Origin of the sequence: Massilia sp. PAMC28688 (assembly GCF_019443445.1) — a bacterium.
In the GTDB taxonomy this organism is placed as follows: Bacteria; Pseudomonadota; Gammaproteobacteria; order Burkholderiales; family Burkholderiaceae_D; genus Telluria_A.
In genome coordinates this window covers 4,808,702-4,822,216 of record NZ_CP080378.1, presented here as the reverse complement: position 1 = coordinate 4,822,216, position 13,515 = coordinate 4,808,702, and the positions used below count along the sequence as shown (strand labels likewise).

Annotated in this window: 14 protein-coding genes, 1 tRNA gene and 2 pseudogenes; 12 read left to right on the top strand and 5 right to left on the bottom strand. The window is 60.7% G+C overall.

Annotated elements, in window-relative coordinates; translation table 11 throughout:
• The first annotated feature begins 56 nt into the window (after positions 1-56).
• The 4 genes from KY495_RS21485 (at position 57) to KY495_RS21470 (ending at position 3,371) form a co-directional block, all read left to right on the top strand.
• Positions 57-1,733, top strand: coding sequence for an isovaleryl-CoA dehydrogenase (locus tag KY495_RS21485; protein WP_219881318.1), 1,677 nt, complete (start codon positions 57-59; stop codon positions 1,731-1,733).
• 82 nt (positions 1,734-1,815) lie between these two features.
• Positions 1,816-2,466, top strand: coding sequence for a uracil phosphoribosyltransferase (upp, locus tag KY495_RS21480; RefSeq protein ID WP_219881317.1), 651 nt, complete (start codon positions 1,816-1,818; stop codon positions 2,464-2,466).
• A gap of 4 nt (positions 2,467-2,470) precedes the next feature.
• Positions 2,471-2,848 carry an Hpt domain-containing protein gene (locus KY495_RS21475; RefSeq protein WP_219881316.1) on the top strand — a complete coding sequence of 126 codons (378 nt, stop codon included), beginning with the start codon at positions 2,471-2,473 and terminating at the stop codon, positions 2,846-2,848.
• Positions 2,849-3,167: 319 nt separating this feature from the next.
• Positions 3,168-3,371, top strand: coding sequence for a cold-shock protein (locus KY495_RS21470; protein ID WP_008448165.1), 204 nt, complete (start codon positions 3,168-3,170; stop codon positions 3,369-3,371).
• 74 nt (positions 3,372-3,445) lie between these two features.
• Here KY495_RS21470 and KY495_RS21465 read toward each other — a convergent pair whose 3' ends face one another.
• Complete coding sequence (locus KY495_RS21465) at positions 3,446-4,354, bottom strand: LysR family transcriptional regulator (protein ID WP_219881315.1); 909 nt, start codon at positions 4,352-4,354, stop codon at positions 3,446-3,448.
• Between the two features lie 136 nt (positions 4,355-4,490).
• Between KY495_RS21465 and aceB the strand changes: the two genes are divergently transcribed.
• On the top strand, positions 4,491-6,080 hold the full coding sequence (aceB, locus tag KY495_RS21460) for a malate synthase A (protein ID WP_219881314.1): 1,590 nt from the start codon (positions 4,491-4,493) through the stop codon (positions 6,078-6,080).
• A 123-nt stretch (positions 6,081-6,203) separates the two neighbouring features.
• Here the strand turns inward: aceB and gloB are convergent, their stop codons facing one another.
• Entirely contained in the window at positions 6,204-7,004 is an 801-nt protein-coding gene (gene gloB / locus KY495_RS21455; protein ID WP_219881313.1) for a hydroxyacylglutathione hydrolase, read from the bottom strand.
• 23 nt (positions 7,005-7,027) lie between these two features.
• Here gloB and KY495_RS21450 point away from each other — a divergent pair, with 23 nt between their 5' ends.
• The 3 genes and pseudogenes from KY495_RS21450 to KY495_RS21440 form a co-directional block, all read left to right on the top strand.
• Positions 7,028-7,801, top strand: coding sequence for a class I SAM-dependent methyltransferase (locus KY495_RS21450; RefSeq protein WP_219881312.1), 774 nt, complete (start codon positions 7,028-7,030; stop codon positions 7,799-7,801).
• 15 nt (positions 7,802-7,816) lie between these two features.
• Positions 7,817-8,251 (top strand): ribonuclease HI, encoded by a 435-nt coding sequence (rnhA, locus tag KY495_RS21445; protein ID WP_219881311.1) that lies wholly within the window; start codon positions 7,817-7,819, stop codon positions 8,249-8,251.
• Between the two features lie 300 nt (positions 8,252-8,551).
• Positions 8,552-8,791, top strand: a pseudogene (locus KY495_RS21440) (transposase); the annotation flags it as partial.
• Positions 8,792-8,863: 72 nt separating this feature from the next.
• Here KY495_RS21440 and KY495_RS21435 read toward each other — a convergent pair.
• From KY495_RS21435 to KY495_RS21425, 3 genes are read right to left on the bottom strand one after another with little or no spacing between them, the layout of a single operon-like run.
• Complete coding sequence (locus KY495_RS21435; RefSeq protein WP_219881309.1) at positions 8,864-9,646, bottom strand: CPBP family intramembrane glutamic endopeptidase; 783 nt, start codon at positions 9,644-9,646, stop codon at positions 8,864-8,866.
• 42 nt (positions 9,647-9,688) lie between these two features.
• Positions 9,689-10,048, bottom strand: coding sequence for a hypothetical protein (locus KY495_RS21430; protein ID WP_219881308.1), 360 nt, complete (start codon positions 10,046-10,048; stop codon positions 9,689-9,691).
• Between the two features lie 2 nt (positions 10,049-10,050).
• The gene (locus KY495_RS21425; protein ID WP_229518406.1) at positions 10,051-10,476 is read right to left on the bottom strand and encodes a TetR/AcrR family transcriptional regulator; all 426 of its coding nucleotides are present in this window, start codon (positions 10,474-10,476) and stop codon (positions 10,051-10,053) included.
• A 378-nt stretch (positions 10,477-10,854) separates the two neighbouring features.
• On the opposite strand from KY495_RS21425, the pseudogene KY495_RS21420 reads away from it, so the two are divergent.
• The 4 genes and pseudogenes from KY495_RS21420 to KY495_RS21405 form a co-directional block, all read left to right on the top strand.
• Positions 10,855-11,055, top strand: a pseudogene (locus KY495_RS21420) (DDE-type integrase/transposase/recombinase); the annotation flags it as partial.
• 669 nt (positions 11,056-11,724) lie between these two features.
• Positions 11,725-12,435 carry a DNA polymerase III subunit epsilon gene (gene dnaQ, locus KY495_RS21415; RefSeq protein WP_219881307.1) on the top strand — a complete coding sequence of 237 codons (711 nt, stop codon included), beginning with the start codon at positions 11,725-11,727 and terminating at the stop codon, positions 12,433-12,435.
• A gap of 36 nt (positions 12,436-12,471) precedes the next feature.
• Positions 12,472-12,546 (top strand) — tRNA-Val (locus tag KY495_RS21410).
• A gap of 392 nt (positions 12,547-12,938) precedes the next feature.
• Positions 12,939-13,493, top strand: coding sequence for a DUF305 domain-containing protein (locus KY495_RS21405; RefSeq protein WP_229518405.1), 555 nt, complete (start codon positions 12,939-12,941; stop codon positions 13,491-13,493).
• Positions 13,494-13,515: the final 22 nt, after the last annotated feature.

Sequence of the window (13,515 nt, the reverse complement as noted above, 5' to 3'; positions counted from 1 at the left end):
CTTGCCACCGCCATGGCTTTGCGCTAGCCTGCTTCGCAGTCCCTACGGAGAGCCAGATGCACCCATTTGATACCCATGAAGTCCTGAACCAGGCAGCGCCGTTCGAGAATGTCAACCTGTTCGCCGCCGATACCGCGCTGCAGGAAGCCTTGCAGCACCAGGGTGGCGGCAGTGCCGAAGCACGCCTGCATGCGCTGGGCGCGCAGCTCGGCCGCGCCGAGGTGCTGGACCTGGGCCGCCAGGCCAACATCAACGCTCCGCGCCTGCATACCTTCGACCGCAGCGGACGGCGCGTCGATGAAGTGGAGTTTCACCCGGCCTGGCATGCGCTCATGACGCTGATGATCGAGAACGGCGCCCACGCCTCGCCATGGGATGGCGGCGAAGCGGGTGCCCAGGTGGCCCGCGCGGCCCAGTACCTGCTGTTCGCGCAAGTGGAAAACGGGGCCCAGTGTCCGGTCACGATGACCTACGCCTGCGTGCCGGCGCTGCGCCAGGCCGGCGGCGCGCTGGCCGACAAGTGGCTGCCCAAGATTCTCTCGCGCCGCTACGACCCGCGCTCGCTGCCCGTGGCGCAGAAGCACGGCGCCCTGATCGGCATGGGCATGACGGAAAAGCAGGGCGGCACCGACGTGCGTGCCAACACCACGCGTGCCGAGGAACTGGCCGACGGCAGCTGGCGCCTGGTGGGGCACAAGTGGTTTTTCTCGGCGCCGCAGTCCGACGCCCACCTGGTGCTGGCGCAGACCGAGGCCGAAGGCAGCGCCGGTCTGTCGTGTTTTTTCGTGCCGCGCTTTCTGGACGACGGCAGCCGCAACGCGATCCGCGTACAGCGCCTCAAGGACAAGCTGGGTAACCGCTCAAACGCGTCGTCCGAGGTGGAGTTTGCCGGCGCCACCGGCTACCTGGTCGGCAAGGCGGGGCGCGGCATTCCGACCATCCTGGAAATGGGCGGCTATACGCGCCTCGACTGCGTGGTGGGCAGCGCCGGCATCATGCGCGCCGCGCTCACCCATGCGCTGCATCACGCACGCGGGCGCGCCGTCTTCGGGCGCACACTGGCCGAGCAGCCTTTGATGCAGAATGTGCTGGCCGACCTGGCGCTCGAATCGGAGGCGGCCACCGTGTTCGCCCTGCGCCTGGCGCGCTGCTTCGACCAGCTCCATGATCCGGCCCAGGCGCTGCTGGGACGCATCCTGACGCCGGCCGGCAAGTACTGGGTGTGCAAGCGCGGCCCCGCCTTTGGCGCCGAGGCGATGGAAGTCATGGGCGGCAATGGCTATGTGGAAGACGGCCCGCTGGCTCGCCTGTACCGGGAACTGCCGGTCAACTCCATCTGGGAGGGGTCGGGCAATGTGATGTGCCTGGACCTGCTGCGCGCCTTCGGCAAGACACCGGCCGCGCGCGCGGCACTGGCGGGCGAACTGGCCCTGGCCGGCAATGACAACGCCCCTTTCAATGCCTTCCGCGAGGCGCTCCTGGCCGACCTCGATCATCCCCAGGGCGACGAATACGGGGCGCGGCGGCTGGCCGAGCGTATCGTGGTGGCGGTGCAGGCAGCCCTGCTGCTGCGCCATGCGCCAGGCTATGTGAGCGAGGCCTTTGTCGCCTCGCGCATCGCGCGCGATGCCGGCGGCGCGTTTGGACGCTTGCCCGACGGCGTGGACTGCGGCGCGATCCTGGCGCGGGCGCTGCCTGTATCACTGCCGGCATCGCTGCCTACGCCGATATAGCAACTATATTTGTCAAAATGCGCACAAACCTGTCAGGCGCTGGGATAATGGCGCCAGGCCCCATAAGGAACAAGACCACACCATGAAACAAGATCCACGCTTTCCCAATCTGTTCATCCTCGACCACCCGCTGATCCAGCATAAGCTGAGCCACATGCGCGAGCGCGACACCTCCACGCGCACCTTCCGCGAACTGCTCAAGGAAATCACGCTGCTCATGGGTTACGAGATCACGCGCGACCTGCCGCTCACCACGCGCAAGATCGAGACCCCGCTCGAGACCATCGACGCGCCCGTCATCGCCGGCAAGAAGCTGGCCATCGTGCCGATCCTGCGCGCCGGTATCGGCATGAGCGACGGCCTGCTGGAACTGGTGCCGTCGGCCCGCGTGGGCCATGTGGGCGTATTCCGCGATCCTGAAACGCACAAGCCGGTGGAGTACCTGGTGCGCCTGCCTGATACGGCCGACCGCATCTTCATCCTGTGCGACCCCATGGTCGCCACCGGTAACTCCGCGGTGCATGCGGTGGATGTGCTGAAAAAGCGCGGCGTGTCCGACGACCAGATCATCTTCCTGGCCCTGGTGACGGCGCCCGAAGGCGTGCAGGTATTCCAGGATGCCCACCCTGGCGTGAAGCTGTATGTGGCCTCGCTCGATTCGCACCTGAACGACCACGCTTATATCGTGCCGGGCCTGGGCGACGCGGGCGACCGCATTTTCGGGACCAAGTAAAGGCATGGCAGCGCCGATCGACCAGGAATTCTTCGCGCGCCTGCGCGCCTTGAATGACAAGTTTGCCGCCGGCGTGCCGGCGACGCTGCAGCGCCTGCGCGCGCAGCGCGCCGCGATCAATCCGCAGGCACCGGACCGGACCAGCGTCACCGCGCTGCAGGAAACGCTGCATACCATCGCCGGATCGGCTGCCACGTTCGGCTTTCGCAGCTTTGGCCAGCAGGCCCGCGCGCTCGAGCAGCGCCTGCGCGTGCTGACGGCGTTTGACGCGGTGGCGCCGCGCGACTGGGACGACTGGCTCGCTTCGCTTGACGCCTACATCGCATGGGCCGAGATCGACCCGAAAGCCGAGGACGGCGCCGGGTCACCGCCGGCGCAATAGTGCGCCATCGATCCCTTGCTTATGCGTTAATGCAAACACTGGTGCGAGGATCGTTTGATTTAGCGCAAACTTCCGCAGCATCCATGCCCTATATTCATCGTACTGCCGCTGCAATCGGGCTTCGTGAAAGTTGAGTATCTGAACTATTACGAATGCCTTCAGGTTTATTTTGCAGAGAACGTGATTTTTTTGATTTATTGGGTATAATGCGGGATCGTTGGATTCGAGGTAGTAGTGCAGTCTGTCTGTCATTTCTTTCTTGCTTCTTCAAACGATCTAAAACGGGTGAAAGCCCAACTAACTGAAATAGGAAATTGTAATGGCAACTGGCATCGTAAAATGGTTCAATGACTCGAAGGGCTTCGGCTTCATCACCCCTGACGAAGGCGGCGAAGATCTGTTCGCTCACTTCTCGGCTATCCAGTCGGCAGGCTTCAAGTCGCTGCAAGAGAACCAGCGCGTATCTTTCGAAGTCACCGCTGGCCCAAAGGGTAAGCAAGCTTCGAACATTCAGCCGCTGTAATTAGCTGAACAACGACAAGAAAATCCTCGGTTTCCGGGGATTTTTTTTTGCCTGTCGTATTTGAATGGCTGCTGCTAGCGCGCCTTGCGCCAGTAACCGGGCTGCGCATAAGAATGGCGCAGGAAATCGACAAAGGCGCGGATGCGCAGCGGTAAATGGCGGCGTTGGGCAAATACGGCATAGATATCGCTGCCCGGTGCGCAATACTGTTCCAGTACCGTTTTCAATCGCCCGTCATCAATCTCGGCGTGCACTTCCCACATGGACCGCCATGCGATGCCCTTGCCGGCCAGCGCCCAGTCGTGCAGCACGGCCCCATCGTTGCAGGTCATATTCCCCGCCACTTTCAATGTCACCACCTTGCCGTTTTCGCGGAAGGTCCAGCCGCGCTGGCTGCCTTCGCTGCTGATGGCCAGGCAATTGTGGCGCGCCAGGTCGGCCAGGGTGCGCGGCGTGCCGTGGCGCTTGAGATAGCCGGGGGTGGCCACCAGCACGCGCTGGTTGTCGGCCAGCTTCATGCCCACCAGCGAAGAGTCGGACAGGGTGGCGATGCGGATCGCCACGTCAATGCCTTCACCGACCACATCGACCAGGCGGTCGTTGAGATTGAGGTTGACCGTCACGTCACGGTGCTCGGCCAGGAAGGAGGGCAAGAGGGGCGCCACGTGCTGGCGCCCAAAGCCGGCCGGCGCCGATACCAGCAGGTGGCCGGTGGCGCGGGCGCTGCGTTCTGCGACGGCCGATTCGGCCTCTTCCAGCTCTGCCAGGATGCGCTGGCAATCCTCCAGAAAGGCCGCGCCCTCATCGGTCAGTACCAGCTTGCGCGTGGTACGCTGCACCAGCTTGACGCCCAGGCGCGCCTCGAGCGCGTCCAGGCGGCGCCCGATCATGGCCGGCGCAATGCCTTCTGCGCGGGCCGCGGCGGACAGGCTGCCGCGGTTGATGACTTCGACAAAGGTCGATATTTGACGGAACTGCCCCATGCTCTCTCCGGCGATCTGTGACAAAAACGCACAGATGAATATATTATTTGTCTCGTTTAGCTACCAGTAAGTGAATATACTGGAACTCATCCGAATCGCCAATGCCATCCCCCTTTCATCTTCTACAGGAGTACCTATGACACTTGCCACCCCAGCCGGTATGGAAATCACGGCCGAGATCAAGCCCGGTTACGAACACATTCTTACGCCCGAAGCGCTGGCCCTGGTGGCCCGGCTCTCGCGCGCCTTCGAGCCGCGCCGCCAGGAATTGCTCGCGGCCCGCGTGGCCCGTGCCAAGCGCCTGGACGCCGGCGAGCGCCCCGACTTCCTGGCCGAAACGGCGCACATCCGCGCCGGTGACTGGAAGATCGCCCCCATTCCGGAAGCGCTGCAGTGCCGCCGCGTGGAAATCACCGGTCCCGTTGAGCGCAAAATGGTCATCAACGCCCTCAATTCCGGCGCCGACAGCTACATGACCGACTTTGAAGACTCGAACACGCCGAACTGGGACAACCAGATCAGCGGCCAGATCAACATGCGCGACGCCGTGCGCCGCATCATCTCGCTCGAACAGAACGGCAAGACCTACAAGCTCAAGGACAAAATCGCGACCCTGGTGGTGCGTCCGCGCGGCTGGCACCTGGATGAAAAGCACGTGCTGGTGGACGGCAAGCGCGTCTCCGGCGGCATCTTCGACTTCGCCCTGTTCCTGTTCCACAACGCCAAAGAACAATTGGCACGCGGCGCCGGCCCGTATTTTTACCTGCCCAAGATGGAGTCGCATCTGGAAGCGCGCCTGTGGAACGACATCTTCGTGATGGCGCAGCAGGAAATGGGCCTGCCGCAGGGCACGATCAAGGCCACGGTCCTGATCGAAACCGTGCTCGCTGCCTTCGAGATGGATGAAATCCTGTACGAGCTGCGCGAGCACAGCGCAGGCCTGAACGCCGGCCGCTGGGATTACATTTTCTCGTGCATCAAGAAATTCAAGCTCGACAAGGACTTCTGCCTGGCTGACCGTCCCAAAGTGACGATGACCTCGCCATTCATGCGCGCCTACGCGCTGCTGCTGCTCAAGACTTGCCACAAGCGGGGCGCGCCGGCCATCGGCGGCATGGCCGCGCTCATCCCGATCAAGAACGATCCGGAGAAAAATGAAGTGGCCATGGGCGGGGTGCGCAACGACAAGGCGCGCGATGCCACCGATGGCTATGACGGCGGCTGGGTTGCCCACCCGGGCCTGGTGGAGCTGGCCATGAACGAATTTACCAAGGTGCTGGGCGAGAAGCCGAACCAGATCGACAAGCAGCGCGACGACGTCAATGTCACGGCGGCCGAGTTGCTGGACTTTAAGCCCGAAGCGCCGATCACGGAAGCGGGCTTGCGCTACAACATCAATGTCGGCATTCACTACCTGGGTAGCTGGCTGGCAGGCAATGGCTGCGTGCCGATCCATAACCTGATGGAAGACGCGGCCACGGCAGAGATCAGCCGGTCCCAGGTATGGCAGTGGATCCGCTCGGACAAGGGCGTACTGGAAGATGGCCGCAAGGTCACGGCCGAGATGGTGCGCGCCATGATTCCGGAAGAGCTCACCAAGGTGAAGGGCGTGGCGCCGGACGGCGAAAGCCCGACCTACGAGCGGGCCGCGCAAATCTTTGAAGACATGTCGACGTCGGAAGACTTCGCGGAATTCCTGACGCTGCCACTGTACGAAGAAATCTAAGGCCTCGGCCTGCCAGAACGCCCCCGGCGCATTGCCTGCGACCGGGGGCTTTTTGTTGGTGCAGGCAGCTGTGCAGGGGCAATCAGGCCGGGCGCTTCGCTGCCCCGTCGCTGCGGTGGCGCCTTAAAAGGTGTTTTTCCATTCGCGCAGTGCCGTGAATACCTCCAGCGGTGCGGCCTGCGGGCCCACCATGCCCGCCTGTGCCAGCTGGTGGGCAATGGCCGGTTCACGGTAGCGCAGGAAGGGATTGGTTGCCTTTTCCAGGCCGATGGTGCTGGGAATGGTCGCTTCGCCGCGCGCACGGCTGGCCGCATCGCGCCGGGTGCGCTCGGCAATGGCTTCGTTGCCAGGCTCTACCGCTGCGGCAAAGCGCAGGTTGGACAAGGTATATTCGTGCGCGCAATACACGCGCGTGCTCTCGGGCAAGGCCGCCAGCTTGTCGAGCGACTCGGCCATCTGGGCCGGGCTGCCTTCAAACAGGCGGCCGCAGCCGGCGCCAAACAGGGTATCGCCGCAAAACAGCACGCTCTCGCCGCCCAGGTCGCCCGCATAGGCAATGTGGCCCAGGGTGTGGCCCGGGACGTCCATGACCTGGAGCTGCAGCCTGAGGCCGGGGACGGCAAGCAGGTCGCCCTGGGCCAGCGGGATGGTGACGGCCTCGATGCCATCATGGGCCGGGCCGAACACGGGAACATCGGCAAGTTCCAGCAAAGCCTTGACGCCACCGATATGGTCAGCGTGGTGGTGGGTGAGTAAAATGGCGGTGAGCGTGAGATGATGATGCTCCAGCGCGGCCAAAATGGGCGCGGCGTCGCCCGGATCGACGACGGCGGCATGCTGCCCGTCGTGGACCAGCCAGAGGTAATTGTCCTTGAAAGCAGGTACGGCAAGAATGCTCAGGGCTGCGTGTGACTGGTTTGGCATAAGAAGTTCAATCAAGGAGAGGCATGGACAGTGCAGCGTCCGAGAAGTCCATTATAGCGCTCGACGACTGGCTGCAAACGCCGGCCGGGGTGTACGTGCGGGCTTGGGAGCAGGCTTGCCTGGACGAGCTGACGGCCGACATTTTCGGCTTCAATGCCATCCAGATCGGGCTGCCGCAGCTCGATGCGCTGGCGGCCAACCGCATGCCCAACAAGTGGCAGGCGGCCACGCGCACGTCCAGCGCGCAATTGCTGCTCTCGCGCGCCGGCAGTAGCCAGATTGCCGTGGCGCTCGATTTTGAAGAGCTGCCATTCGCCTCGCAAAGCCTGGACCTGGTGGTGTTGCCGCACGTGCTTGAATTCGCGGCCGAACCGCACCAGGTGCTGCGCGAAGTCGAGCGCGTGCTCATTCCCGAAGGGCAGGTGATCATTTGCGGCTTCAATCCCGCCAGCCTGTGGGGGGCGCGCCAGGGCCTGGGGCGGCTGGTGCGCTCGCCGTATCTGCCCTCAGCAGGGGAATTCATCTCTATGCCGCGCATGAAAGACTGGTTAAAATTGCTCAATCTCCGGGTCGGCGGCAGTCATTTTGGCTGCTACGCACCACCTTGCCGCAGCGAGCGGTGGATCAATCGCTTCGCCTTCATGGAGCAGGCGGGACAGCGCTGGTGGCCCTACCTGGGCGCGGTGTACATGGTGCACGCGGTCAAGCGGGTCAAGGGCATGACCATGATCGGCCCGGCATGGAACAAGAAGGCGGGGGCGGCACGCCAGGCCGTGCCTGCCACCAATCGCAAATAGCTGACGAAAGCATCAATGAGTAAAGTGGATATTTTTACGGATGGCGCCTGCAAGGGCAATCCGGGCACGGGCGGCTGGGGTGCCTTGCTGGTGGCCGATGGGCACGAGAAGGAAATCTTTGGCGGCGAGCGCAACACGACCAACAACCGCATGGAGCTGCGCGCCGTCATCGAAGCACTAAGCGTGCTTAACCGTCCATGCGATGTGGTGCTCCATACCGACAGCCAGTACGTACAAAAAGGGATTTCGGAATGGATCCACGGCTGGAAAGCGCGCGGCTGGAAAACCGCGTCCAAGGAGCCGGTCAAGAACGAAGACCTGTGGAAGGCGCTTGACCTGGCCCAGCACCAGCACAAGGTGGAATGGAAGTGGGTACGGGGTCACAACGGCCACCCGGGCAATGAACGGGCCGACGTGCTCGCCAACCGCGGGGTCGAGACAGTTCGCTAACCGGCGGCGCGCTTTGCTATACTGCGCGCCACCGTTTCTTTTCTTTCCTGTTGACCTCTCAGAGCATCATGCGCCAAATTGTCCTCTTCTATACAGTTAGCACATCTGTAAACATTGAGTGAGTGGTAGATGAGCGTAAACAGGAAGTAATGGCACATTTTGGGCCTCTGAACGAAAAAACGTAAACCGGGTGTCGAAAACCGCCTCGCTCGCTTACACTTTTTCGAGTTAAGTCAGCCATAACCTACTGCGATGTCTCGTTAGGGCGGGGATACCGGGGCCGGTGGGCATAAGCGTACAGCGGTGAAGCAAGTTGCGCAGCGGGGGCACCCCGTGAGTGAAGTTGCAGAGCGGCTCGGGGTGAGCATCCACAGCCTGTACGCCTGGGCGAAACGCTACGGCGTCCCTGAGGAAGAGCGCAAGGCGGTAAACGCTCAGAGCGGTGAAATGCGGCAGCTAAAGGCCGGGCTGAAGCGCGTCACGGAGGAGCGTGAAATATTGAAAAAGGCCGCGGTGTACTTTGCCAAGACGTCCGGGTAAGGTACACCTTAATTGCCGAGTTACAGGACCAATTCCCGGTGCGCTAGATGCCGGCGCCATTTGTCGGACCGCTTACGCTCCTGTCGCCAAAAAGAACACGACATGGCCCACAGCATGCGCCACCATTGCCGCCTCGATTCCGTAGCGCCAATATAGGTATCCGAACATCACGCCCGGCAAGCTATTGCCAACAATGACGAAAGCAACTACGGGAGCGGTCAGGTCGCCTGCTATGAATGCAGCGGCAGCCGGCAGGTGTCCCAGTCCGAAGAGCACAGCAGAGAAAATTATTGCGCCAACCACGTACCTAGCTTGAGGAGGGCCTGCCTTTTTTTGCGCTAAACGCCAAGGAAGCCAGATCAAAGTTGTCATCAGCCCCCAGCGGACCAGCACTTCTTCTACTATTCCACCGTAGAGCACCTTCGAAACAAGGGGAATCGTGATAGTTTGGCCAACGGCGAGAAGTTCATCGGGGCTCATGCGCTGGGCGACCAGCAGTACGCCGCCACTTGCGATCCCGACTATCGCAGCGGGAAAGATTTGATCTCTGAGAACCAACCAAGCGCCCGATCTGGACAGTGCCGCCTCGATCACCGGCGCCCCCAACCCTAGTGGTCTGGAAAATGTAACGCCTGCCCACACAGCAAGGATCAGCAGGACGCCACTTTGCACGATGCTGGCGGTAACGGCGATCCAAAGCGGAACTTGCTGCGGCGACCTAGCGAGCAGCTGGGGAATTACGGTGGACGCCACTGCCACCACGCCAACCATGGCAAGCAGCCACATCGTTACGCCCAAGCGCAGTTTAACGTTTTTTATCATATATTCATTTAGCTCGATGAGGTGAATCGGCATCGCTACCATTCAAGCACCATGGTGCAGATCCGGTTTCGTATGCTAGTGGAGGCGGGCCACGGCGTCATTTATACGCGCTGCCTCGGAACGCGCATCCGGCACCCCGATCACCAAGCGGGTCCATTCATTTCCGGCTAGTTCGATCACGATGGTCTGCAGCCTTCGCATGGTGTAGACAAACTGTCTGTCGCTCTCTTTGATAAAGGTGCCGGCGGCGATCAGACCTGGGACGTGGGTGCCTGGAATGCGTAGGCCAAGCGCACTGCCGCCGAAGCCACAATCTTCGGTCGCGCCCCGAACGTGCGCGAGAGGCACCCGAAAGCTGCGGCGTAGCGACCAGATTGATTCCCACGCTGTAAGGTGGACGATCAGTTCGCGGTCGGTTAATTCGAGTCGTGGCATCGCTACTCCTGGGTGAAAGGTTGATTGGGCAAGTTATCGAGCAGACGCCTGCCGATCAGTTCAGCAGCGTCCTCTCCATAGGCGTTCAAGGCGTCGCGGCAGCGGGTGGCGATCGGCAGGTCTGCTGGCGCCAGTTCGCGCAGGGCCGTGATCAGGAGGTCGAGAACGGCGGGATCGCGGTGCCATTCGCCGACCAAAAACTGGTCCAGCACCTTTTCGAACAGGCCGCGTTTGGAACCGAATGCCTTGTAAAGGCTGCCTCGCTGCAGCGCGGTTGCTTCTACCAGGTCGTCGACCGAGCAGGCGTTGTAGCCAAGACGGGCGAAAACCTCCGCCGCACGGGCAATGACAACGTCTTCATCGAAAGTTCTTGGTCTGGCCATGGGAAGACATTCAGAGGTTATGGAACGGTTATTCAATAACTGCATTATCAACGTTATTGAACAACCAGTCAAGAACAGTCTTGGTGACTGATGCAGATTCCATTACCGCGAATTTGGAACTGAACTGACTGCGGCAGTAGCAGCTGGTTGCTGCACTCCACTACGATTGCTACTCGTCGGCGGATGCGGCCATTCATCTGGAGCGATGACGCACGCAGGCGATCTTCGTCCCCGAATATGTCTGGTACCTCACTAATGGACAAAAAGACCAAGCCAATAAAGCGGTTAACGTCAAAAGACGATGTTGCCAACACGTCAGAAATCGCGCATTCTTGCATCCCAGTTTGAGCCCGTGACTTCAGTGGTCAAAGTGGCTCCATTACGCCGAAAAGCGGTGGCGCCTCAATGCCGGAAATTGACACCTGGTCGATGGACTTCATGCACGACCAGCTTGCCGATGGGCGCAGCATTCGTCTGTTCAACGTCATCGACGACTTCAACCGCGAAGGCTTGATCATCGACGTCGATTTCTCGCTGCCGTCGGAGCGCATCGTACGGTCACTGAATCAACTGATCGAATGGCGTGGCAAGCCCCGCATTATCCGTTGCGACAACGGTCCCGACATCAGCGAGACGACCAGATGTGGGCCGCCATGCATGACAAAATGGGGGATTACCATCGATCAGCCTTCTATGCTGCGTGTTCATCAACTCTTGGACTTCAGGACGGTTGGTGTCCGTGATTGCCTCGTTAGCAAGCCAATTCAGATACTTGGCTACATAGCCGACATACGTGTTTCCTTTGCCTGCGCTGATGGTGTCTCCCTGCTTTCCACGGCGGGCGACGTTGATGTAGTGTGCCAGACTATCAATTTCGTGCGGACGCAAAAAATCGTGGCGTTGAAGCGCACCTCCAAGTCAATCTTGTTGTTGGCCTCCCAGTCAAGCAACCGTTTGATCGCTTCGAGCTAAGCTGCTTGCGTGCTAGCGGTGCAAGACTGACGGACGCTACGACCAATAATGGCAGTCGGGTAAAATAGCGGCCAGGGATCGTCACGCGAATAAAGCTGGCTGAACCGCTCGCCGTTCTTCGCTATGAAGGATTTGATTTCCAAGCTCATCAGACCGTGCCCTATTTGTTCGCGTTTACAGTTTTCCTAACTTGGAAAGAACGACAGTGGCCGTTTACACTTTACGCAAGTTTTTCTTGGACTGATGTGTGCCGCTAGAGTTCCTTTGAGGGGTAAACGATGCGAATAGCGGTTTTGGATAACATGCAGGAATTTACGAAATATGACTAACAGACAAGTTGTCCTCGATACCGAAACCACCGGCTTGAATCCGCGCACGGGCGACCGCGTGATCGAGGTTGGCTGCGTGGAGCTGAAAAACCGCATGCTGACGGGGAATAACTTCCACCGTTATATCAATCCGGAGCGCGATTCGGAAGAGGGCGCGCTGGCCGTCCACGGCCTGACCACGGAATTCTTGCGCGACAAGCCCAAGTTTGCCGAGATCGCGGGCGAGCTGCGCGACTATGTGCAGGGCGCCGAACTGATCATCCATAACGCGCCGTTCGACCTGGGCTTTCTGAATCACGAATTCAAGCTGCTGGGCCTGCCACCATTTGTCGATCATTGCAGCGGCGTGATCGATACCCTGGTCAATGCCAAGGAACTGCACCCCGGTAAGCGCAATTCGCTTGACGCGCTGTGCGACCGCTATGGCGTGTCCAATTCGCACCGCAAGCTGCACGGCGCACTGCTCGACGCGGAGCTGCTGGCCGACGTCTACCTGTCGATGACGCGCGGGCAGAACAGCCTGTCGATGGATGTGGAAGAAGAAAGCGCGGCCGGCGGCGGGCTGCTGGAAACCGTGGCGCTGGCCGAGATTGTCATCTTGCGCGCCAGTGCCGAGGAGCTGGCCGATCACGAAAGCCTGCTGGCGGGCCTGGACAAGGCCGTCAAGGGCAGCTGCGTGTGGAGAAATTACGCACAGGCGTGACGTTTTGCCGGCAGTGTGCCATAATACGAGCCGCCCGGGAGGTTAGCTCAGGGGTAGAGCACTGCATTCACACTGCAGGGGTCGCAAGTTCGAAACTTGCACTTCCCACCAAGAATTCGCGTCACATCAAAGGCTTGCAGCGTGCGTTGCAGGCCTTTTTTTATTGCGCCCGGCATGCCCGCTCCGGCGGGCAAACGTCCCGTCGCGAGCCTGCAATGCGCCAGCGAAACGCACTCGGAGCGTGCCACGCTTGCCTGCGCCGACTTGTCCTGCCGAAAACCCCTGTGTCCCCGCCGCGTCAAGCAAAGTTGCCGTTTGGATCGGTGCGACGGGAACGTAGCTGTCGTGTTACGGTGGCCATGCTGTCCACCGCTGGGCGAACCTTGCTGCTGCCCCAACGGGGGGCGGGCGGTTCAGCAAAGTCAGCGTGCCATCCGTTGCCAAGGCGAAGCGGGGGCGGTGACGATGACATTCATCAGCAGCACGCCATGATGGGAGACTATATGGACAAGCAAGAGCATATGAATATGGGCTGGGGAAAATTCGCCGCCATGATCATCACGTCGGTCGTCATCATGTTCTTCCTGATGTATCAACTGGTGTACGCAGTCGATCATGCTTTCTTTTCGGTCAGCCGGATGGTGGCGTCCCTGGTCATGGGCTGCGTGATGACGGTGGTGATGCTTGCCTTTATGTGGTCCATGTATCAGGGCACGCGCATCAAAGTCACCGTCGTGGCGGTCGCAGCGGTTGCGGGCGTGGCATTGCTCGCTGCGAATCGAAGCCAGGTCTTCATTGATGACATCAAATTCATGAAGGCGATGATTCCCCACCATTCGATTGCCATTAATAACGCGCGCAAGGCAAGCATCAGCGACCCGCGCGTGCGCGAACTGGCCGACGGCATTATCGCCTCGCAGGTAAAGGAAATCGCTGAAATGGAATTGCTGATCCAGGATATCGAGAGCCAGGGGAAACGCGGCACCACCGTGCTGGCTCCCCGCTCCACCGAGATGTCAGCTGAAATGGCGCGCCAGGTCAGGGAGAATGTGCAATAGGCACTGACGTTCCATCCCTTCT

What these genes read in the sequence shown, in the direction of transcription:
- KY495_RS21435 (WP_219881309.1), bottom strand. Translation starts at nt 9,646, where the DNA reads ATGCCGATTCACCTCATCGAGCTAAATGAATATATGATAAAAAACGTT.
- upp (WP_219881317.1), top strand. Translation starts at nt 1,816, where the DNA reads ATGAAACAAGATCCACGCTTTCCCAATCTGTTCATCCTCGACCACCCG.
- KY495_RS21475 (WP_219881316.1), top strand. Translation starts at nt 2,471, where the DNA reads ATGGCAGCGCCGATCGACCAGGAATTCTTCGCGCGCCTGCGCGCCTTG.
- KY495_RS21465 (WP_219881315.1), bottom strand. Translation starts at nt 4,354, where the DNA reads ATGGGGCAGTTCCGTCAAATATCGACCTTTGTCGAAGTCATCAACCGC.
- rnhA (WP_219881311.1), top strand. Translation starts at nt 7,817, where the DNA reads ATGAGTAAAGTGGATATTTTTACGGATGGCGCCTGCAAGGGCAATCCG.
- KY495_RS21425 (WP_229518406.1), bottom strand. Translation starts at nt 10,476, where the DNA reads ATGCAGTTATTGAATAACCGTTCCATAACCTCTGAATGTCTTCCCATG.
- aceB (WP_219881314.1), top strand. Translation starts at nt 4,491, where the DNA reads ATGACACTTGCCACCCCAGCCGGTATGGAAATCACGGCCGAGATCAAG.
- KY495_RS21470 (WP_008448165.1), top strand. Translation starts at nt 3,168, where the DNA reads ATGGCAACTGGCATCGTAAAATGGTTCAATGACTCGAAGGGCTTCGGC.
- KY495_RS21485 (WP_219881318.1), top strand. Translation starts at nt 57, where the DNA reads ATGCACCCATTTGATACCCATGAAGTCCTGAACCAGGCAGCGCCGTTC.
- KY495_RS21430 (WP_219881308.1), bottom strand. Translation starts at nt 10,048, where the DNA reads ATGCCACGACTCGAATTAACCGACCGCGAACTGATCGTCCACCTTACA.
- KY495_RS21405 (WP_229518405.1), top strand. Translation starts at nt 12,939, where the DNA reads ATGGACAAGCAAGAGCATATGAATATGGGCTGGGGAAAATTCGCCGCC.
- KY495_RS21450 (WP_219881312.1), top strand. Translation starts at nt 7,028, where the DNA reads ATGGACAGTGCAGCGTCCGAGAAGTCCATTATAGCGCTCGACGACTGG.
- dnaQ (WP_219881307.1), top strand. Translation starts at nt 11,725, where the DNA reads ATGACTAACAGACAAGTTGTCCTCGATACCGAAACCACCGGCTTGAAT.
- gloB (WP_219881313.1), bottom strand. Translation starts at nt 7,004, where the DNA reads ATGCCAAACCAGTCACACGCAGCCCTGAGCATTCTTGCCGTACCTGCT.